This is a genomic window from Aquimarina amphilecti, from assembly GCF_900109375.1.
GTDB lineage: Bacteria > Bacteroidota > Bacteroidia > Flavobacteriales > Flavobacteriaceae > Aquimarina > Aquimarina amphilecti.
Genome location: NZ_FOAB01000003.1, coordinates 161,136 through 181,035, shown reverse-complemented (window position 1 = coordinate 181,035; position 19,900 = coordinate 161,136). Strand labels below are relative to the sequence as shown.

The 19,900-nt window shown below is 31.3% G+C and carries 20 protein-coding genes; 13 read left to right on the top strand and 7 right to left on the bottom strand.

Annotated elements, in window-relative coordinates:
• The first annotated feature begins 166 nt into the window (after window positions 1–166).
• On the top strand, window positions 167–3,520 hold the full coding sequence (locus BMY33_RS08525) for a T9SS type A sorting domain-containing protein (protein WP_091407527.1): 3,354 nt from the start codon (window positions 167–169) through the stop codon (window positions 3,518–3,520).
• A 130-nt stretch (window positions 3,521–3,650) separates the two neighbouring features.
• Here BMY33_RS08525 and BMY33_RS08520 read toward each other — a convergent pair whose 3' ends face one another.
• The gene (locus BMY33_RS08520) at window positions 3,651–3,941 is read right to left on the bottom strand and encodes a hypothetical protein (protein WP_091407525.1); all 291 of its coding nucleotides are present in this window, start codon (window positions 3,939–3,941) and stop codon (window positions 3,651–3,653) included.
• A gap of 521 nt (window positions 3,942–4,462) precedes the next feature.
• Between BMY33_RS08520 and BMY33_RS08515 the strand changes: the two genes are divergently transcribed.
• Window positions 4,463–6,289 carry a Xaa-Pro dipeptidyl-peptidase gene (locus tag BMY33_RS08515; protein ID WP_091407524.1) on the top strand — a complete coding sequence of 609 codons (1,827 nt, stop codon included), beginning with the start codon at window positions 4,463–4,465 and terminating at the stop codon, window positions 6,287–6,289.
• A gap of 373 nt (window positions 6,290–6,662) precedes the next feature.
• Here BMY33_RS08515 and BMY33_RS08510 read toward each other — a convergent pair whose 3' ends face one another.
• The gene (locus BMY33_RS08510; RefSeq protein WP_091407522.1) at window positions 6,663–7,169 is read right to left on the bottom strand and encodes a mechanosensitive ion channel domain-containing protein; all 507 of its coding nucleotides are present in this window, start codon (window positions 7,167–7,169) and stop codon (window positions 6,663–6,665) included.
• Window positions 7,170–7,194: 25 nt separating this feature from the next.
• A complete protein-coding gene (corA, locus tag BMY33_RS08505) occupies window positions 7,195–8,262 on the bottom strand; it encodes a magnesium/cobalt transporter CorA (RefSeq protein WP_091407520.1) in 1,068 nt (355 codons plus the stop codon).
• A gap of 295 nt (window positions 8,263–8,557) precedes the next feature.
• On the opposite strand from corA, the gene BMY33_RS08500 reads away from it, so the two are divergent.
• Window positions 8,558–9,838, top strand: a complete 1,281-nt coding sequence (locus BMY33_RS08500) for an FAD-dependent oxidoreductase (RefSeq protein ID WP_091407519.1) — start codon at window positions 8,558–8,560, stop codon at window positions 9,836–9,838.
• Between the two features lies 1 nt (window position 9,839).
• On the opposite strand, the gene BMY33_RS08495 is transcribed toward BMY33_RS08500, so the two are convergent.
• Genes BMY33_RS08495 through BMY33_RS08485 form a run of 3 tightly spaced genes read right to left on the bottom strand, consistent with a single transcriptional unit; the run spans window position 9,840 to window position 10,884 of the window.
• Window positions 9,840–10,217: a DUF2237 family protein gene (locus tag BMY33_RS08495; RefSeq protein WP_091407517.1), complete on the bottom strand. Its 378-nt coding sequence runs from the start codon at window positions 10,215–10,217 to the stop codon at window positions 9,840–9,842.
• A gap of 24 nt (window positions 10,218–10,241) precedes the next feature.
• Window positions 10,242–10,673, bottom strand: coding sequence for a hypothetical protein (locus BMY33_RS08490; RefSeq protein WP_091407515.1), 432 nt, complete (start codon window positions 10,671–10,673; stop codon window positions 10,242–10,244).
• A gap of 31 nt (window positions 10,674–10,704) precedes the next feature.
• Window positions 10,705–10,884, bottom strand: coding sequence for a hypothetical protein (locus tag BMY33_RS08485; RefSeq protein ID WP_091407514.1), 180 nt, complete (start codon window positions 10,882–10,884; stop codon window positions 10,705–10,707).
• Between the two features lie 189 nt (window positions 10,885–11,073).
• Here BMY33_RS08485 and BMY33_RS08480 point away from each other — a divergent pair, with 189 nt between their 5' ends.
• The 8 genes from BMY33_RS08480 (at window position 11,074) to BMY33_RS08445 (ending at window position 18,280) form a co-directional block, all read left to right on the top strand.
• The gene (locus BMY33_RS08480) at window positions 11,074–11,910 is read left to right on the top strand and encodes a universal stress protein (protein ID WP_091407512.1); all 837 of its coding nucleotides are present in this window, start codon (window positions 11,074–11,076) and stop codon (window positions 11,908–11,910) included.
• A gap of 20 nt (window positions 11,911–11,930) precedes the next feature.
• Window positions 11,931–13,352 carry a cardiolipin synthase gene (gene cls, locus BMY33_RS08475; RefSeq protein WP_091407510.1) on the top strand — a complete coding sequence of 474 codons (1,422 nt, stop codon included), beginning with the start codon at window positions 11,931–11,933 and terminating at the stop codon, window positions 13,350–13,352.
• An 11-nt stretch (window positions 13,353–13,363) separates the two neighbouring features.
• Window positions 13,364–14,140, top strand: a complete 777-nt coding sequence (locus BMY33_RS08470) for a patatin-like phospholipase family protein (RefSeq protein ID WP_091407509.1) — start codon at window positions 13,364–13,366, stop codon at window positions 14,138–14,140.
• Between the two features lie 11 nt (window positions 14,141–14,151).
• A complete protein-coding gene (locus BMY33_RS08465) occupies window positions 14,152–14,784 on the top strand; it encodes a Crp/Fnr family transcriptional regulator (protein ID WP_091407507.1) in 633 nt (210 codons plus the stop codon).
• Window positions 14,785–14,847: 63 nt separating this feature from the next.
• On the top strand, window positions 14,848–15,645 hold the full coding sequence (locus BMY33_RS08460) for a sulfite exporter TauE/SafE family protein (RefSeq protein WP_091407505.1): 798 nt from the start codon (window positions 14,848–14,850) through the stop codon (window positions 15,643–15,645).
• Window positions 15,646–15,731: 86 nt separating this feature from the next.
• A complete protein-coding gene (locus BMY33_RS08455) occupies window positions 15,732–17,144 on the top strand; it encodes an MBL fold metallo-hydrolase (RefSeq protein ID WP_091407503.1) in 1,413 nt (470 codons plus the stop codon).
• Window positions 17,145–17,147: 3 nt separating this feature from the next.
• A complete protein-coding gene (locus tag BMY33_RS08450; RefSeq protein ID WP_091407501.1) occupies window positions 17,148–17,588 on the top strand; it encodes a rhodanese-like domain-containing protein in 441 nt (146 codons plus the stop codon).
• A 92-nt stretch (window positions 17,589–17,680) separates the two neighbouring features.
• Window positions 17,681–18,280, top strand: a complete 600-nt coding sequence (locus BMY33_RS08445; RefSeq protein WP_091408170.1) for a Crp/Fnr family transcriptional regulator — start codon at window positions 17,681–17,683, stop codon at window positions 18,278–18,280.
• On the opposite strand, the gene BMY33_RS08440 is transcribed toward BMY33_RS08445, so the two are convergent.
• On the bottom strand, window positions 18,277–18,879 hold the full coding sequence (locus BMY33_RS08440; protein ID WP_244543000.1) for a class I SAM-dependent methyltransferase: 603 nt from the start codon (window positions 18,877–18,879) through the stop codon (window positions 18,277–18,279). The two genes, BMY33_RS08445 and BMY33_RS08440, sit on opposite strands and share 4 nt — an antisense overlap.
• A gap of 200 nt (window positions 18,880–19,079) precedes the next feature.
• Here BMY33_RS08440 and BMY33_RS08435 point away from each other — a divergent pair, with 200 nt between their 5' ends.
• Window positions 19,080–19,286: a YgaP family membrane protein gene (locus BMY33_RS08435; RefSeq protein WP_091407498.1), complete on the top strand. Its 207-nt coding sequence runs from the start codon at window positions 19,080–19,082 to the stop codon at window positions 19,284–19,286.
• 79 nt (window positions 19,287–19,365) lie between these two features.
• On the top strand, window positions 19,366–19,821 hold the full coding sequence (locus tag BMY33_RS08430; protein WP_091407496.1) for a methyltransferase family protein: 456 nt from the start codon (window positions 19,366–19,368) through the stop codon (window positions 19,819–19,821).
• Window positions 19,822–19,900 lie beyond the last annotated feature (79 nt).

Genomic DNA, 19,900 nt, shown 5'->3' with positions numbered 1-19,900 from the left:
ATACAATTTTATCCTACATTTTTAATAGTGCTTTGCTTTTTATAGATATAATATTGTGTTTTAACGTTTTTCGTTATTATTTCTTTAGCTAGATCGTAAATTAAAATTTAAATATTATTAATTTATGGTTACATAAATCACTTAATTAATTCTAAAATATAAAATTATGGCTCCGAAGATTACTCAACCTTTTTTTCTAGAGAATAGAAAGAAGAAACAATATCACTTGGATATTTTTAGAGAAAAAGCATTCATGTTAAAATCTGTTATGATGCTAATAGGTTTCTTTTTGATATCTTCAATTAGTGCACAGAACATTGAAAATAGAACTTCTTGTACGATTTCTGTAGATGCAGGAACTGATCAGGTTGTTTGTGACGGACAGATGGTAACCTTAACAGCTACTTCTGTTAATCAGAAAGAGTGTACTTCGTGTGTTGGATATAAGATAAAGAATACGAAATTTTGTGATAGACAAGAAAACAAATATGTGGTTTGGCTATCTGATGATAATGGTGATGTTAAATACCTCTCTAATGTAGATTTAGAATGGAGAGAACTAGGAAATGAAGAGGCTACGCTTAAGGGTATGGTAACAGATGGTCGCGATAATTATATTGTGGATGTTATTTTTACAAATGGAACTAAAACAGCCCCAGAAGGTAGCCCAAAAGAGCATTGGTGTAATCAAGAAAACTCTTCAGATTGGGAATATTATAAAGAATTTTCTGGAACTATTGTTAAAGAAGATAACAGTTGGTCAATTAATCTTTCTAGAAGAGGACCAGCATTTCAATTAGGAGAAGGTGCTAATATTACAGAAAAGAAGAAAGGAAGATTAGGAGGTTCTGGGTGGTTTGATACTAATGATAGCGTATATAAGATAGGAGATTTCAATATAAATATTGGACCGTGTAATTCATCAGAGACAACGGACGAAGTAAATTATCTTTGGTCTAATGGAGAAACTACACCATCAATTACTGTTTCAGAAAGTGGTACATATACTGTTTCTGTTGAAGATTGTAAAGGATGTAATGCGATGGATTCCGTTGAAGTTGTAATCGAGGAATTTGTAATAGATGCAGGAGAAGATCAAACAATTGTAGAGGGTAATTCTGTGACTTTAGATCCAATATCTGATCCTGAAATCGATCGTCGAGAATGGTCTGTAGATGGAGTTATATTTTACACTACAGTTTCTCCAAGCAGATCCCCAACAGTATCTCCTGAACAAACAACTACATATACAGTTCGTGCCTTTAAAGGAGAGTGCGTTTATGAAGATACAGTAACAATTACAGTAGAACCTTGTAACTTCTCGATAGATTTAGGAGATGATAGAACAATCTGTAATAACGAGCCTATTACTATTACACCGATTATTTCAGGAAATGATGCAGGAGCTTGTACTACTTTTGATGTAGAGAATACTAATTTCTGTAGTGGTATCAATACATATCTTGTAAGTCTGGGTAATCAGCAGAATAGAGTGTATTTGGTTAACGAAAATGTACAGTGGGAAGAAGTTGATGATACTACAGCTAGAATGGAAGGAATTGCGGTAAATAGTCAAGATGCAAATGATACTTATCAAATTTCTGTGGTATTTACACAGAAAACAACAATTCCACCAGCAGAAAGTCCTAGACTACATGGTTGTTCTTCTGATGTAAATGCAGATGGTTGGGAATATTATCCAGAATTTAATGGAACGATTACATCATTAACAACCAATGATATTATTAATGTGTCAAGAAGAGGACCTTCTTTTCAAGTTGGAAAAGGCGCTAATGATACAGAGTTAGTATCCGGAAGAGCAGGAGGTTCAGGTTGGTTCATCACAGATGAAGATTTATATGAGATAGGAGACTTTAATTTTAACTTAGGGAACTGTGTTGTAAATGGATCCATGATTTATGAATGGTCTACAGGAGAAAATACTGCTAGTATTCAAATTAGTGAAGCTGGAGAATATACAGTGACAGTTACAAATGAAGATGGTTGTATGGCAACAGATTCAATTAATGTTATTAGTAATGAAGTGGCTATTGAAGCTGGAGAAGATCAAACTATTTTAGAAGGAGATTCGGTAACATTGATACCTGTATCGGGAGCAGATCTAGTGCAATGGTCTATTGATGGAAATGTATTTTTCTCCACAGGTTCTCCATCAGCATCACCTACTGTTTCTCCAACCGAGACTACTACTTATACGGTTCAAGCTAGGTTTGGAGAATGTATTGCAGAGGATGTAGTAATAATTACTGTTCTGTCTTGTGATGATATTGTGATTGATGCAGGAAATGATAGAACGATTCAAGAAGGTGAATCAGTTCGATTAAATGCTATTTCTGATGTTGAGTATAGAGAATGGTCTGTAGATGGAACTGTTTTCTTTACGACAGTTTCTCCATCACAAGCTCCAATAGTATCACCAACAGAAACCACAACATATGTTGTTACCACAACGATAGGTGATTGTACAATAATTGATACAATTACAATAGTTGTGGAAGCATGTGATTTATCTGTAGATCTAGGAGATGATATTACACTATGTTCTGGAGAAGATATAGATATTATTCCGGTAGTGACGAGTACTATTTCTGAAGGAGATATACTGAATACAACTATTTGTACAGGTGATCCTCAGAATTATATATTATGGTTATATAACGGACAGGTCAATAGATATTTTTCAAATATTGATTTAGAATGGACTGAACTTGATAATGGTACAGCAATCTTAGAAGGAACAATTCTAGATTATACAGTAACAAACGAAGTATTCAATTTTGAAGCTACTTTTTCAGATAGAACTATAGTAGCTACAGAAGGTAGCCCTAAACCAAGTATTTGTAATGAAATTAACAGTGAAGGTTGGGAATATTACACAACTATTTCAGGAGTAATATCTGCTATGGATGGATCTTGGTCTACAACGTTTACACGAAGAGGACCTGCATTTCAGATTGGAATAGGAGCGAATAGTACAGAAATTGAATCTGGTGCTAATGGTGCCTCTGGGTGGATACAAACAACAGATAGTGAGTATACTATAGGAGATATTGATATAGTGTTTTCTAATGGAGAAGTGACATATGAATGGTCGACAGAAGAAACAACTTCCACTATTAGTGTATCTCCCACAGAAACTACTACATATTCTGTAACTATCACAGATGAAAATGGATGTCAGGCTACTGATGAAGTTCTGGTTACGGTAGAGGCCTGCGATAATATTGTAGACAATAGTATTAAAGTATATCCGACTATAGTAGATGAAAATAATAATCAGTTAACTATTGAATTATACTCAGAATTAGATCAGAATGTGAATATAGAGCTTTATAATATAAATGGTGTGAGGCAGAATATGAGTAATCAAAGTCTCGATAAAGGCGATAATATGATATACTATAGTATTAATCAAAACAATTCTATACCAACCGGTATTTACTTGCTGAGAATAATTGGAAAAGGTGTTAACGAAACCTGTAGAATAGTGAAAAGATAAATTGAATAGTTTTATATTCTAGAAACAATTAACCCAGAATCTTTATTAAAAATTAAGGTTCTGGGTTATTTGTTTAATTATTATATGATATAGAAAATATTGTATTTTTCTTTTTTAGTAAAAGACAATTTTATAGATCAATTTTTTTTGCTTCTGGAACTGTTTTTTCTGATTTAGAAGAACCTATTATTTCATTATTCATACGAACTTCATCGTTATGTAAGACTTTTTCAAAACATGGGCTTTCAATAGGTTTTCTTCGAAGTATTTTTTCTCGTATAAAATCCCATAATAAAATATAAACAATAGATAATACGCCTATTACAAATGTAAAGAACCCCAGAAATAAACGAAATATGAAACCTGCAACCTGGTTCATCATTTTTTGTGGATAAGAAATTTCTAATTTAGATACTACCATAATAACCTCATAAACTTTAAAATTCTAATAGGGGTTGTTAATGAATTTTAACCTTAAGCTTATTATGTTATTCAAAAAAGTTGATTGTGTTAGATCAAAGGTACATTTTTTTGGTTTAAACACCTAAAAAAAACAAAAGAGTTATTTTTGTAGGATAAACTTAATTAATAGAGCTAGTTATGAAGATAAATCAGAATTCTCTATTTGTAATATATAAAGTATCAAAATTTTAGTTTGGAGTCTTCATAGAATACTCTAAACAAGTACATTAATTTATAAAGCAATATTTCGAGAGGTGTATTTATACTATCAGATTAAATATAAATGTAAAGAGTATATTAAACGTTTTATAGATTGAGTTTTCTTTAAAGTTTCCACTGTTCTCTTAAAATAATGTAAAGTTTTTTGTTTTCTCTTTCGGAAATAAAAAAAAATCATATTTGTATTCTATATTTGTTTGACACAGTGAATAGACTATCGTTTTTTGACTACTGGATGATATTTTATAAATTATTATAACAATGACTCACAAAATCACCATACACTTTTTAGTATTATTTATATTTTCAATTAGTTCAATAAACGCTCAGGAAAATACTGTTCCAGTATTTGAGAATGGCGAAGCGCAAATAGTAGAAGCTTTTAATACACCTGATAAATGGATTCGTAATGATCTATGGGTGCCTACAGAATTTGATACGGATGGAGATGGGGTACTAGATAGAATGCATGTTTCTGTGACTCGTCCTTTTCAGACGGAAACAGAAGGATTAAAGTTGCCGATTATTTATGTCTCTAGTCCTTATTTTGCGGGTGTTGCTGCCGACATAGATGGATTGTTTTGGGATGTACATCATGAATTAGGGGAACAACCAAAACCAAGAACACATACAGAAGTAGTGCGTAGAGGTAAAAGGCCTATCATTTCTAACTCACATATAAAAAAATGGGTTCCTAGGGGATATATTGTGGTGCATTCATCTTCTCCTGGTACGGGATTATCACAAGGCGCTCCAACTGTGGGCGGTGATAATGAATCGTTAGCTCCAAAAGCAGTAATTGACTGGTTATGTGGTCGTATTGATGGATATACAGATCCAGTGGGAACTAAGGTAGTTAAGGCCTACTGGTCTACAGGAAAAGTAGGTATGACAGGAACTTCTTATAACGGAACGATTCCATTAGCGGCTGCAACTACAGGAGTTAAAGGTTTAGAAGCTATCATTCCTATTGCACCAAATACTTCATATTATCATTATTATAGATCCAACGGTTTAGTAAGATCTCCGGGCGGATATTTAGGAGAGGATATAGATGTACTATATGATTTTATTCATAGTGGAGATGAGTCCAAACGTCCTTATAATAATAAAACAGTACGCGATACTGAGATGAAAAATGGAATGGATAGAATTACTGGTGATTATAACGATTTCTGGGCGGGCCGAGATTATCTAAACGATATGAAACCTATGAAAGCCGCGTTGTTGATGTCTCATGGCTTTAATGATTGGAACGTAATGCCAGAACATAGTTATAGGATATATAAGAAAGCTAAGGAAATGGGTATTCCTTCTCAGATTTATTACCATCAAAATGGTCATGGAGGTCCTCCACCAATTACAATGATGAATAGATGGTTTACAAGATACTTACATGGAGTAGAAAATGATGTAGAAAAAGATCCTCGTGCTTGGATTGTTAGAGAAAATGATACTCGCGATAATCCAATTGCTTATAAAGAATATCCTAATCCAGATGCATCGGATGTGATCCTTTTTCCTAATATTGGAGGATTAGAGTCGGGGATTTTAAGTATTACTAAACCTATTAAACAAGGATCGGAAACATTAATTGATGATTATACTTTTTCAGGTGATTCGTTAGCGATATTAAAAGAATCTAACCATCGTTTGCTATATTCAACTCCGGTACTAACAGAAGATATTCACATATCAGGAATTGCCAAAGTAACTGTAAAACTTGCTAGTAGCAAACCTGCAGCTAATTTTTCGGTTTGGTTAGTCTCTTTACCTTGGGAAAAGAATGCAAAAAAAATCACGGATAATATAATTACTCGTGGTTGGGCTGATCCACAAAATTATAAATCATTAACAGAAAGCGAACCGCTAAAACCAGGTTCGTTCTATGAAATGTCTTTTGATTTACAACCAGATGATCAGATAATTAAAAAAGGTGAACAAATTGGAGTTATGATTTTTTCTAGCGATAATAAGTTTACATTATTACCAAAACCAGGAACTGAACTTACTATTGATCTGGATAAAACGTCTATTGTAATTCCTATAGTAGGAGGTAAAAAGGCATTTGAAAAGGCAACAAAATAGGAATAGATATTATTTTATGAACTGTTTTAATACCTTTTTGCATTATTGAACAATTTAGGATTGTTATATTTCATCTAATACCTACTACATTTATAACATAAAGTAAGAGACTTACGGTTAGAATTTTAAGAAAAATCCTCAAAGGCACAGTTTGTAAATTCCGGACTATACAGACTGACTTGCCATAATTAATACACCTTCATCTATTGGTTACAGTCATTCTCTGAGGATTGTTTATAAAATAAATGATAAAGTTCTTAAACTATGTACTCAAATAGATTTTAATAGTGCTCAATAAGATTTTAAATATTTATAGTATTTTCTTGAAGTATCTAAATAATAAGCTTATAAGGTTAAATAGTATGCGACTTTACTAATTAAGTTCTTTTTTCTCAAGTATTTCAATTCCTTTCTGCATTACTAGTGAGTTCGGGATTGTTATATTTCTGCCATCATCTGTTTTCATAAATAGATAAAAACCAGTAATATCCATAATCTCTCCGGTCCAATCAAAATCTTTATCAAGAATGCGGATCCGATCACCTATTCTTACAGGATGATTAAAAAATAAAATAACACTGGCAGTCAAGCTGGATAGTAGCGACCACTGAGCAAAAAAACCTACTCCCAAAACAGCCAATACAGACGAAATAAATACTGCAAATTGTTTATGATCAACCCCCCAAATAATAGCAAGTATGGATATAGCGATTACATAAATTAAAAGATGACTTAACTTAAATATAATTTTTCTGCGATTAGCCTCAATGGATCGAATAAAACCAAATCTTTGTATCGCTTTTTTACTTAATAATATTAGTATGATCATTACGAAAACTAGTATTATAGTAAGCAAAATTTCTGTTTGATACTTTACCATGATTATTGATTTTTTTGATAATATTTTAAAGCCATTTTTTTCTTTTGAAGAAATAAATAAGACCTACAAAAATAAAAATCATTACTCCCCATAGCACAAAATAACCATATTTAAACTGAAGTTCAGGAATATTTTCGAAATTCATTCCATATATACCAGCAATAAAAGTAAGCGGAATAAAAATGGTTGCGATAATGGTTAGTACTTTCATTACTTCATTCATTTTATTGCTAATAGTTGTCATGTACATATCCATTAACCCCCAAATCATATCTCGGTAAATTTCAATATTTTCAGACACCTGAATGATATGATCATATAAATCCCGAAGGTATAATCGTATTTTTTTTGAGATTAATTTATGTTCACTTTTTTCTATTCTATTAACTACCTCTCTTAGTGGAAATACTGCTCTTCTAATCTTAAGAATCTCTTTTTTAAGCCCTTGTATTTGATATGTGATATTGTCGTTTTGTTTATTTTCAAAAAGATCATCTTCTAATTCTTCTATTTTATCACCCATCACTTCGATTAGGTTGAAATAATTATCCACTATAGCGTCCATTAAGGCATAAAGAAGGTAATCAGATCCCATGCTACGAATTCTTCCTTTGTTATTGCGAATACGATTCCTAATAGAATCAAAAACATCTCCATCGGATTCTTGAAAGGAAATGACAAATCCATTTCCTAAAACGAAACTAATATGTTCTATAGAAAGTTCCCCATTTTCATTAAAATAAAGCATTTTTAGAACTACAAAAAGATAATCATCATATTCATCTATCTTAGGCCTTTGTTGAGTGTTTACGATATCTTCAAGGATTAAAGGATGTAGATTACAATGATTCCCTAATTTTTCAATTGTTTCTATATGATTAAGACCATTAATGTTAATCCAGGTAATCGGTTTGGAGTCAATAAAGGAATATGCTTCTTCGATGTTTTTTAATTCCTTTTCATCATAAGATTCTTTATTATAGTTGAATACTTCAATAAACAAATCACTGGTACTTTTTTTACCAACGTATACCACAGATCCAGGAACTAGTCCTGGTGTATGTCCATAAAATGTTTGTTTGGCGTTCCCCATATGCTAATTCTTAAATTAAATAATAAAAGGTATTATAATTTTTTATCCCTTACAAGGAATTGAAATAACGAATATAAACTGTTTTTTAGGATATGCTAAAACAAGTATTATGGTTAATACATAATACTTGTTTTGATTGAAATTAAATTTTATTTTGTTTAATCTTTTTTATTTATTTTTAAACAAAAATTAACAAAACACTTTGATTTTATTATCTAACCGATTGTATCTTTAGTAACTAAAATGGTTTTAGGATAGTTGGAATTAGATGAAATTTAATAGAAGAACGTAATAAATGAATAAGAAAGACTATACAATTCATATCATTGGAGCGGGAGTAAGCGGTTTAATTGCTGCTCAAGTTTTAGAAAACTATGGATATGCACCAACGATTATAGAAGCTACGGATCGAGCAGGTGGTCGTGTTAAAACGGATATTATTGACGGATATCAATTAGATCATGGTTTTCAAGTATTGCTTACAGCATATCCTGCGGTCCAAAAATATTTGGATCTAGAAAAACTATTATTACAAAAGTTTTTGCCAGGTGCATCTATTTTTATTGATGGCAAACTCAAAACGATTGGAGACCCGCTTCGTAATATATCGCTTCTATTTCCAACTTTATTTTCTAATATAGGCAGTTTTTCTGACAAGTTAAAAGTACTACGACTCAATAAGATGTTGAAAAACTTATCGGTATCGGATATTTTTGACCAAAGTGAAATCAGCACTTTGGCATATTTAAAGAAGTATGGTTTCTCTGAAGAAATGATAAACTCTTTTTTTAAACCTTTCTTTAGTGGGATTTTTTTAGAACCTTATCTGCAAACATCTAGTCGGATGTTTTTATTTGTTTATAAAATGTTTGGAGAAGGTTTTGCAGCATTACCAAAAGATGGTGTTGAATCCATTGTAAATCAGTTAGTTTCAAAATTAAATAATACAACGTTTCGATATAATACTCCTGTCAAGCAAGTTATTGATGGAAATATACTATTAGAGAATGAAGAAAAGTTAGATAGTAATTTTACTATAGTTACTGCGAATGCACATCAGTTAATAACTAATCTTAGTAATCAGGAGATTGCTTGGAAGTCTTGTGATACATTATATTTTGAGGTTGATTATAGAGTGATAGATAAGCCTTTAATTGGTCTAATTGCAGATGATAGTAGTTTGGTAAATAATATTTTTTATCATACTAGTTTAAAAACTTCTGTAGCTCCTAATAAAGAACTTTTGTCGGTTACTATTGTTAAAGATCATACTTTTAAAGAAAAAGAGCTAATAGAAAAAGTAATTGAAGAGCTACAAGTATTTTGTGGTATTACTGGATGCAGATTTATAAAACACTACCCTATTAAAGAGGCGCTGCCTAAATTACAGAACTTGCAGTATGAGTTGTCTGAAACAGAAACGAAATTAACGAGTACTATTTTTTTAGCAGGAGATCAGTTGCTTAATGGATCGTTAAATGCCGCTATGATATCTGGGGAGCGAGCTGCTTTAGGAATTATCAAAGCTTTGGAAGATGGTTTAATTATAGAACAATTGACATCAGAATTCAGTTAACCTATGAGTTTTTATTCTCATATCGATGTTCTAACAAAATCTCTAAATCGGTATATTCTAAGGCTCTTTTTTGAGAACTTTCTAATACGACGGGAGGAGCCTTACCAGCTTTGTTAGCTTGTAGCCATCTAGAAATACATAAACACCATTTATCTCCGGGTTGTAAACCTGGAAAATTCCAATGTGGTATTGGTGTAGACAGATCATTTCCTTGTTGTTTGGTATATTCTAAAAAATCTAGAGTTACTACGGCACATATCACGTGAGTACCTGTATCTTCTGACATAGTTCTACAAAACCCATCTCTGAAATATCCTGTTACTGGTTGATAGCAGCATGGCTCTAACTTAGTACCAAGTACATTTAATTCGTGTATCATTCTTTAATTGTAAAATTTAACTCTTTAGATAGAATCAACATGTGGAAACCGTTGATCATATTCAACTTTTAATCGCATTAATTTTTTGAAGAAAGAAGCATTTTCTTGATGTGTACGATTATTTCTAAAATGAACGAATTTTCCTTGTGCATGAATACTTATTCCATTCGTATTATAAAGGTAAAACTGATAATAAGGTATTGCCCAAGTGAAATTTTGCAATCCTTTATTGATAGCTATTAGAATACCATTTGGTCGTAGTTCTATACTACCATAATTAACATCAGATATACTATTAATAACCTTTTTTAGATTAGGGCTAACATCTTCAATAATCATGCGTTTCGATCCAATGCCCTTAAGTTTAATTGCATTTAATATAGAAAATGGTTTTCCTACCAAATCATTAATGAGGGCTTTGTTTTTTTTATTTCTATATGTGGTTTCTAAAAGCATACTTAATTAATTTTCTGTGCATTAAAAACAATCATACTGTAGGTACGCCTTTAAGACGTTTTTCTATTTTTCTTTTCTTCGCGGTAATTAGTTTCATAATATCCATAAGATTAGACTCTTGTGTCTTTTTATAGATTTCATTAATAGCCAGAACTAGAGATTTAGCCTCTCTGGATGCTGCTACCCGATCACTAGTAGTCATATTACTCATCTTTCTGCTCTCGAACACTAGAGTTTTTTAATAAGTTCCATATTTTCTTTTTTATAAAGATATAAAATGTTTGATATTTTTTAGAAATGTTTAAACAAAATTAACAAATGGGTTGTTTTTTTATGCTGATAAATATCATAGTTCTTAATAGGTATCTAGGCTATTTTTATCATATAAAATCTTTTTAAAATGAAAAATATCCTGCTTCCTACCGACTTTTCAGAAAATTCAAGAAATGCTATTAATTATGCAATGCGTTTTTTTGAAAATGAGCTTTGTACTTTTTATATCTTAAATGTTCAAAAAGCTTCTCTTTATATGACAGATGATCTTATGGCTGCACCTATGAATACCTCGGTTCATCAATCTGTGATTAATACATCTAAAGAAAAACTTAATGAGTTAACAAAATACCTCCAAAAGGAAACTACAAATCAGAAATATTCTTTTAAAGGAATTACGGATTATGATGTTTTTACTGATGCGATTAAACAGGCAGTAAAATCTAAAAAAATTGATTTGGTTATTATGGGATCAAATGGAGCCACTGGGGCCAGAGAAGTGGTTTTTGGAAGTAACACACTGAATGTAATTCGTAAGGTAGATTGCCCTGTTCTTGTGATTCCTCAAGGATATGTTTTTGAAAATTTAAAAACAGTGTTGTATACAATTGATGATAATGATCATTTTAATACGGAAGGTATGGATCCTCTAGTAGATACTGTGACAAAGTATAAGTCCTCCTTAAGAATCCTTAAAATAAAAGAAGATGATACTGTAACTATTGCAGAATTTGATGATAAGAAACAGTTAAAAGATTTTTTTAAGAATATTAATCATACCTTTCATTCAATTACCAATGTTCCTAGTGCATTAGCAATTGATAGTTTTGTTCAAATAATGAATATCGATATGAATGCTATGTTTATTCAAAAGGAAACATTTATTGAACGATTTTTCTATGGCTCTGAGACTTCAAAAATCAGTTATAGAACCAGAGTTCCTTTACTCATTATGAAGAATTGATGTTTTAATAAAAAAAATAAATGGTATATTTTACTTTTCTTATCATATATTTTTTAGCAGGCTTAGTTATTGTTATTAGACTGATACTTTATGGTATGCGTCCTACCAAAACGTTAGCTTGGATACTTGTGATTTTTACAATCCCTGTGGGAGGGATGTTGTTTTATTTGTTACTTGGCAGAAATCGAAGGAAAAACAAGTTATTTCAATTAAAAAGAACGGATGAGATTAATACATATTTAGAAAAAGCTGAAAGTTATTATCGACCGGTACAGGAAAATGAATATCAGGAGCATCAAAAACTAATAGAACTTATTACGAAGAATTGTGGTTTCTCACCAAGTGCAGGAAATGAATTGAAACTTCTTAAAAACGGTAATGCTACTTTTCGAGCAATATTCGAAAGTTTAAAAAAAGCGGAGCATTTTATCCATTTACAATATTATATTTTCGAGAATGGAATATTGGCCGAAGGGCTTTTTGAGCTTTTTGAAAAGAAAGTAAAAGAAGGTGTTCAGATACGCATTTTATATGATGGTATCGGAAGTTTATCACTAAGTAAAAAATATATCAAAAAACTTGAGGACATAGGTGTTGAGATATATGGGTTTTTGCCAATCAAATTTGGTAAATTTCTTTCATCATTGAACTACCGTAATCATCGAAAAATTATTGTAATTGATAATAAAATAGCGTTTACAGGTGGTATCAATGTTTCTGATAAATATGTTACAGGAGATTCTGATTTGGGAATGTGGAACGATATGCATTTGCAATTAGAAGGACCAATAATACATAGTTTACAGGCTATTTTTGTGATGGATTGGTATCTAGTAAGTAATAACGAAAATATTTTAAATACATCTTTTTTTACAAGTTATAAAGGAATAGGAACTATGACTGCTCAGACGGTACATAGTGGTCCAGATGAGGATTTTTCTTCTACTCAGCAAATGTACTTTTCTTTAATAAATGAAGCTAAAAAATATGTATATATAGCAAATCCATATATCATTCCTGGAGAGGCTATATTAGAAGCATTAAAAGTAGCTGCGTTGAGCGGGGTAGAAGTGAGATTATTACTTTCTGAGGTGTCCGATAACATAATTGTTAGATGGTGTGTGCGATCTTATTTCGAAGGATTGATGGAAGCCGGTGTTAAAATATACTTATTTTCTAATGGTTTTTTACATAGTAAAACAATTGTTGCTGATGATACCGTTTCTTCAGTAGGTACTACTAATCTAGATATTAGAAGTTTTGAACAAAATTACGAGGTAAATGTGGTGATATATGATGATAGTTTTGCTATGGAATTGAAAAATGATTTTTTAAGTGATTGTAAACAAAGTGTTCAGCTGAACTATAGTACTTTTGTAGATAGACCTTGGGTAGAAAAACTAAAAGAAGGAGCAGCTAAAATTTTTAGCCCAGTTCTTTAAAATATAAAAAGATGGAAACTTTAAAAAATGTTGGTCTTGTCCTTTCTGGCGGAGGGTTTAAAGGTGTAGCGCATATAGGAGCAATAAAAGCAATAGAAGAAGCTGGTTTGTTTCCGAATTATGTTTCTGGGACCAGTGCAGGAGCAATTGTAGGTTCGTTATATGCTGCTGGACATTCTATAGAAAAGATTAAGAGTTTTTTTAGTAAAACACCGCTGTTTAAATTAAATAGGTTTACCAGAAAAAAGGCAGGGTTTTTAGATTCAGAAAAATTTTACGATGATTTAATCAATTATTTTAATGAAAACTCTTTCGAAAGTCTGGAGAAAAAACTTTTTGTAACTGCTACTAATCTTCTGGCAGGAACAGTGACGGTTTTTAATGAGGGAGAGTTGATTAAGCCTATATTGGCTTCAGCTGCTTTTCCGGGTGTGTTTTCTCCGATACAGATTGGAGATCAATTATATTCTGATGGAGGAATTTTGGATAATTTTCCGATCACGCCGATAAAAAAACAATGTGATATGATCATAGGAATTGATGTTACTCCTATCCGAAAACCTAAACTCACAGATTTTAGACATGCATATAACGTGATGCAACGAGCATATTATTTAAGGGCTATGCCCAATTCAGAAACAAAATTTGATGAATGTGATTTGGTGATTCAACCAAAGAAACTTACCAATCATGGGCTCTTTAGTAGTGGAAATTTAGATCAAATTTTTGAGTTAGGTTATCAGGAAGCCAAACAACAATTAGAACAATATTTTGAAAACCAAAAATAGAATAAATCAGAATGATTGAAGAACTGAATAATAATTATGGTCATTTTTTTGAGAAAGAGCTTTTAGAAGAAATTAGTAAGGTTTCTGTAACTAAAGAAGTACTCGAGGGTGATATACTTATTAAGCCCGGTAGTTACATTAAGTCAATGCCTTTGATTATTAATGGAGCAATCAAAATATTAAGAGAAGATCAGGAAGGTGATGAGTTGTTACTTTATTTTTTGGAAAAAGGAGATACTTGTGCAATGACACTTTCCTGTTGTATGGGACATCATAAAAGCGAAATAAAAGCAATTGCGGAGATGGATTCTAAGCTTATCATGATTCCAATAAAAAAAATGGAAGAGTGGACCACAAAATATAGTTCATGGAGAAGTTTTGTTTTCGAAAGTTATCATAAAAGATTGATGGAAGCAATTGAGACAATAGATAGTATTGCTTTTCTTAATATGGACGAACGATTACTAAAATATCTTAAAGATAAAATCAAAGTAAATAGTGATACTATCGTACATAATACGCATCAGGAAATTGCTTATGATTTGCATACTTCTAGAGTTGTGATTTCTAGATTGTTGAAAAAATTAGAGGTGGATGGTAGAATAGAATTAAATAGAAATAGTATAAAAGTCATAAGTCTATAATAGTGTGTAACTAATGTTACTGTGACTAATATAAGCCAAAACTATTTTTGTCAAAAAAAATTGATGGAAATAGCAGAAGTTCTTGGATATTTTGGCGCATTGATAATTGGAGTAGTGCTAGGTTTAATTGGAGGAGGAGGTTCCATACTTACAGTACCGATTTTTGTTTATTTAATGCATATTAATCCTGTGACCGCTACTGCGTACTCATTATTTGTTGTAGGGTCTTCGGCATTAATAGGAGCTTTTAAGAATCTGAGAAAAGGCCTTGTTAGTTTACGTACTGCAATAGTATTTTCAATTCCGGCTTTTATAGCAGTGTATGGTACAAGAAAGTTTTTGGTTCCTGCGATACCAGACAATCTTTTTTCTGTAGCAGAGTTTATGATTACTAAAAATATAGGAATCATGGTGTTTTTTGCAATGATTATGTTATTGGCTTCGGTTTCTATGATAAAAAATAGAAAAGCTACATTACAGAAAAAGGAGGAAGTTTTATATAATTATCCTTTAATTATAATAGAAGGTTTCATAGTGGGTGTATTAACCGGAATCGTTGGAGCAGGAGGAGGGTTTTTAATAATACCGGCATTGGTCTTATTTGCAAAATTGCCAATGAAAAAAGCAGTGGCTACATCACTATTAATTATTGCAATCAAATCGTTGATTGGGTTTGTGGGCGATGTAGAAAATTTAGATATAGATTGGATTTTCCTAATTTCCTTTACCGGAATTTCTATCCTAGGTATTTTTCTAGGGATGTATGTATCCAATTTTATTGAAGGAAAAAAATTAGAAAAAGGTTTTGGTTGGTTCGTTTTAATAATGGGAATTTATATACTTATAAAAGAACTGACTTAACGAAAAGCTAGATTGTTTTATCTGTAACAATTGTTACTATAAAATGACAATCTGAGTAGTATTTTTAAAAATAAAAAATAGAACAAATGAAGATAGAACAAATATATACTGGGTGTCTAGCACAAGGAGCATACTATATTGAAAGTGAAGGTGAAGTTGCAATTATAGATCCGTTAAGAGAAGTAAAGCCTTATATAGAAAGAGCTAAAAATGACAAAGCAATAATTAAATATGTTTTTGAGACACATTTTCATGCGGATTTTGTGAGCGGACATGTAACACTCGCTAAAGAAACAGGTGCGAAGATCATTTATGGACCAAATGCGAATCCTTCTTTTGAAGCTATTATTGCTAGTGACGAACAAGAGTTTAAATTAGGAAATATAACTATTATAGCACTACATACTCCAGGCCACACGATGGAAAGTACTACATATTTATTACGGGATAAAAACGGTAAAGATCATGCCATTTTTAGTGGAGATACTTTATTTCTTGGAGATGTTGGACGTCCGGATTTGGCTCAGAAAGCTGCTCACCTTACGCAAGAAGAATTGGCAGAAACGTTATTTGAAAGTTTACGAAATAAGATTATGCCATTAAATGATGATATAATTGTATACCCAGCACATGGAGCAGGTTCCGCTTGTGGTAAAAATATGATGAAAGAAACGGTTGATACTTTAGGTAATCAGAAGAAAGTGAATTATGCATTGCGAGCAGATATGACTAAAGAAGAATTTGTAAACGAAGTTACTGAAGGATTGTTACCTCCACCAAAGTATTTCCCTTTAAATGTTAAACTTAACAAAGAAGGATATGAAGATATAGATGAGGTATTAGAAAGAGGAATAAGACCATTGTCTCCAGAAGATTTCGAGATGTTGGCTAATGAAACCGGTGCGATTGTATTAGATGTTAGACATCAAAACGAATATGTAAAAGCTCATATCCCAAGATCTATATTTATTGGAATAGATGGTAGTTTTGCTCCTTGGGTAGGTACTTTGATAGCAGATGTGCAGCAGCCAATTTTATTAGTAGCACCAATAGGTAGAGAAGAGGAAACGATTACTCGATTATCTCGTGTAGGTTTTGATGGTACTTTAGGATATTTAGAAGGAGGAGTTGAAGCTTGGAAAGAAGCTAAAAAAGAAGTTGATACAATATCATCAATATCAGCGATGCAGCTTAAAAACATTATGAAAACAGAAGAAGTACATGTTTTTGATGTAAGAAAAGAGAGTGAATTTGCTGCCGAACACTTGGAGAATGCAAAAAATTCGCCATTAGATTTTATCAATGATTATATGCATTATTTTGTAGAGGATAAAATGGCTTATATACATTGTGCAGGAGGATATCGATCTGTTATTGCTGCTTCCATCTTAAAGAGTAGAGGTATTCATAATCTTATAGATGTTGCTGGTGGTTTTGCTGCTATTAAGGAAACTGGTTTAGAAACGACAGATTACGTATGTCCAACCACCTTAAAATAATTCATGAAAGATGTAGTAAGATTTGAAATAATATCTTTAAAATATTATATAACTTTTTTATTAATTTTAGGAAACATCTTTTTTGGTTTTTCTCAGGATTATTTTAGAAATTCTTCTACTAAACAAATCAATTCAATAAAGATTGTTGGTGTCAATGTAATTGGAAAAAAAGTAATTGGTAAGAATGTGCAATTTGTTGACATACGTACTGCAGAGGAGTACAAGAATGGTTATATAGATGATGCAATAAATATAAGTATTGCGAATAGAGAAAAATTTGTTTCAGAATTTCAAAAACTAAATAAAAAAAAACCAGTATATATTTATTGCTATTCTGGTTGGAGAAGTCATCGCGCTGCTAAATTATTAGTTAAACTAGGTTTTAATGAAGTATATGATTTTAAGGGTGGTTATAAAGCTTGGAGTTCATATTCAGAAAAATGATATAATATAGAATCAATTATTGATTAAATTAGTAAAAAATAAAACCGTTGATTTCTGAAGTTTTAGACACTTATTTTCCAAAATTGACTACAATGCCAGATTTAAAGAAAGAGCTTGTAGCAATTAGTAGTATTCATAAATTTGAGGCTGGCACGGTTATACTTAGACAAGGCGCGTATATTAAAGTCATCCCACTATTGATATCGGGTTTAGCAAAAGTATTTAAAGAAGAACCGATTAATGGAAACGAGGTTTTATTGTATTATATACAGCCAGGAGAAAGTTGTGTAATGTCAGTTACTACTTTAATTCGTAATCAAGAAAGTCAGGTAAAAGCGGTGATTGAAGAAGACTCTGAAGTGGTAGTCATACCAGCAGATAAAGCACTAGTAATCGCAAAAAAGTATCCGAAATGGAATGAATTTATTTATGATCTTTTTAACCTTAAGTTCGAAGAATTATTAGATGTTATAGAAATATTGACATTTTCTAATAAGGATAAGCGATTATTAGAGTATTTAAAAAAAGAAGCCAAGTTAAAAGGGCGAAATGTTCTTAATACGACGCATCAACATATTGCGCATGATCTAGGGTCTTCTAGAGAAGTAATATCTAGATTACTTAAAAAATTAGAGCAAGAAGGTCATATATTTTTAAAACAAGGTGAGATAGAACTGATTGATCTAACTTAAACCTTCTGAAGTACTAGCGTAGACATAGATCTTAGATCATGTACGTTAGTGGATTTTAAGGGTTCTAAAAATGATAGCCCATGATTTTGCATGATAGAAGAGAGCAACTCTTGTGTTAGCAAGAATCGATCAGATTCATCTCCTAATCTGTATACACCCTGATGTATATGAGATATCTTATCTTTTACTCCAATATCAGAAGTCATTCTTATAAATAAAGTTCCTGATGGTTTTAAGACACGTATAAGCTCTGAAAACATGGAATTGAAGTGATCTGTACTAGAAGCAAAGTGTAGTACTGCACTGCAAATAATATGATCAAAAAAATCATTTTCATATTTTAATTTATCTAAGGAAGATACACTAAACTTGTCGCTCCAGTTGGGGTATATACTTTTGATGAATGCTATTTGCTCAATTTCTCGATCCACAGCATAGATGTCGAACTTATTTTCATAAAACCAATGTATATTTCTGCCACTTCCGCATCCTGCATCTAAGATCTTATCATTTTGGGAATATCTATCTTTTAGTATTTGGTCTAATAAGTAGATGTCGATATTACCTAGTCTTGATCTTAAATTTTGAATGGTCATCATAAAATTTATGTAGTTGTAACATTTGTCACAGTTTTTATTCTTCTTCTAAGATAAATTTGTTCATCAATAACCCAAAATATTGAAGATGAAAATGCGTAAGGAGATGAAATTTTTAATAGTCTGTTTATTATGTATAAGCATTACTACAATAATAGTTCTTCTTATTGAATTTTTTAAAACTTAATTTTATATTATATACTATGAAAAAGAACATGGGAAATGCAGATCGCATTTTGAGATTGATTGTCGCTATTACAATTGCGCTACTTTATTATTTTAACATTATACACGGTACCGTTGCATATGTTTTATTGGGATTAGCAGGAATATTTGCTGTAACTGGTTTTGTTAGTTTTTGCCCTTTATACTCACTGGTAGGTTTAAATACCTGTAAAGTAAAGAACTAAACTTAATTAATGATGTTGCTTATAAACCTGTCATTTAGATGATGACAGGTTTTTAGATACGAATCTATTTTTTTAAATTATGAAATTAGAAAACAATGATTTTCTTTTCGTTTTAGTACAGTTTATACTGTTTTTTGTGTACGTAATTGATGTAAAAATAGTAAGTATTGGTTGGTTGCCATTTATAAATCGAATAGGTTTATTTACGTTTGTATTGGGTGTTTTGATTGTATTCATTTCTTTATTACAGTTAAATAAAAATCTATCACCTTTTCCTACTCCTAAATTAAATTCAAAATTAGTTAAAACTGGTCTATATAAATTTATAAGACATCCTATATATGCAGGAATATTATGTGTTGTATTTGGATACGGACTTTATATAGGTTCCTTTTTTAAATTAATTATAGCTACCACTATTTATATGCTTTTTTATTTCAAAACTAAATACGAAGAAGAAAAGTTACAAGAATTTTTTGAGGAATATAAAGTATACAAAGCGACTACAGGTCGTTTCTTTCCAAGAATATTTTGATTTATTATTTCAAAAGCACTCTTGTGTAACTTAGGTTACTGATTCTAACTAAAAAATGTAAGTTATTGCACTAAAATAT

Coding starts and splice junctions, on each gene's coding strand:
- BMY33_RS08525 (WP_091407527.1), top strand. CDS start 167: ATGGCTCCGAAGATTACTCAACCTTTTTTTCTAGAGAATAGAAAGAAG.
- BMY33_RS08520 (WP_091407525.1), bottom strand. CDS start 3,941: ATGGTAGTATCTAAATTAGAAATTTCTTATCCACAAAAAATGATGAAC.
- BMY33_RS08515 (WP_091407524.1), top strand. CDS start 4,463: ATGACTCACAAAATCACCATACACTTTTTAGTATTATTTATATTTTCA.
- BMY33_RS08510 (WP_091407522.1), bottom strand. CDS start 7,169: ATGGTAAAGTATCAAACAGAAATTTTGCTTACTATAATACTAGTTTTC.
- corA (WP_091407520.1), bottom strand. CDS start 8,262: ATGGGGAACGCCAAACAAACATTTTATGGACATACACCAGGACTAGTT.
- BMY33_RS08500 (WP_091407519.1), top strand. CDS start 8,558: ATGAATAAGAAAGACTATACAATTCATATCATTGGAGCGGGAGTAAGC.
- BMY33_RS08495 (WP_091407517.1), bottom strand. CDS start 10,217: ATGATACACGAATTAAATGTACTTGGTACTAAGTTAGAGCCATGCTGC.
- BMY33_RS08490 (WP_091407515.1), bottom strand. CDS start 10,673: ATGCTTTTAGAAACCACATATAGAAATAAAAAAAACAAAGCCCTCATT.
- BMY33_RS08485 (WP_091407514.1), bottom strand. CDS start 10,884: ATGAGTAATATGACTACTAGTGATCGGGTAGCAGCATCCAGAGAGGCT.
- BMY33_RS08480 (WP_091407512.1), top strand. CDS start 11,074: ATGAAAAATATCCTGCTTCCTACCGACTTTTCAGAAAATTCAAGAAAT.
- cls (WP_091407510.1), top strand. CDS start 11,931: ATGGTATATTTTACTTTTCTTATCATATATTTTTTAGCAGGCTTAGTT.
- BMY33_RS08470 (WP_091407509.1), top strand. CDS start 13,364: ATGGAAACTTTAAAAAATGTTGGTCTTGTCCTTTCTGGCGGAGGGTTT.
- BMY33_RS08465 (WP_091407507.1), top strand. CDS start 14,152: ATGATTGAAGAACTGAATAATAATTATGGTCATTTTTTTGAGAAAGAG.
- BMY33_RS08460 (WP_091407505.1), top strand. CDS start 14,848: ATGGAAATAGCAGAAGTTCTTGGATATTTTGGCGCATTGATAATTGGA.
- BMY33_RS08455 (WP_091407503.1), top strand. CDS start 15,732: ATGAAGATAGAACAAATATATACTGGGTGTCTAGCACAAGGAGCATAC.
- BMY33_RS08450 (WP_091407501.1), top strand. CDS start 17,148: ATGAAAGATGTAGTAAGATTTGAAATAATATCTTTAAAATATTATATA.
- BMY33_RS08445 (WP_091408170.1), top strand. CDS start 17,681: ATGCCAGATTTAAAGAAAGAGCTTGTAGCAATTAGTAGTATTCATAAA.
- BMY33_RS08440 (WP_244543000.1), bottom strand. CDS start 18,879: ATGATGACCATTCAAAATTTAAGATCAAGACTAGGTAATATCGACATC.
- BMY33_RS08435 (WP_091407498.1), top strand. CDS start 19,080: ATGAAAAAGAACATGGGAAATGCAGATCGCATTTTGAGATTGATTGTC.
- BMY33_RS08430 (WP_091407496.1), top strand. CDS start 19,366: ATGAAATTAGAAAACAATGATTTTCTTTTCGTTTTAGTACAGTTTATA.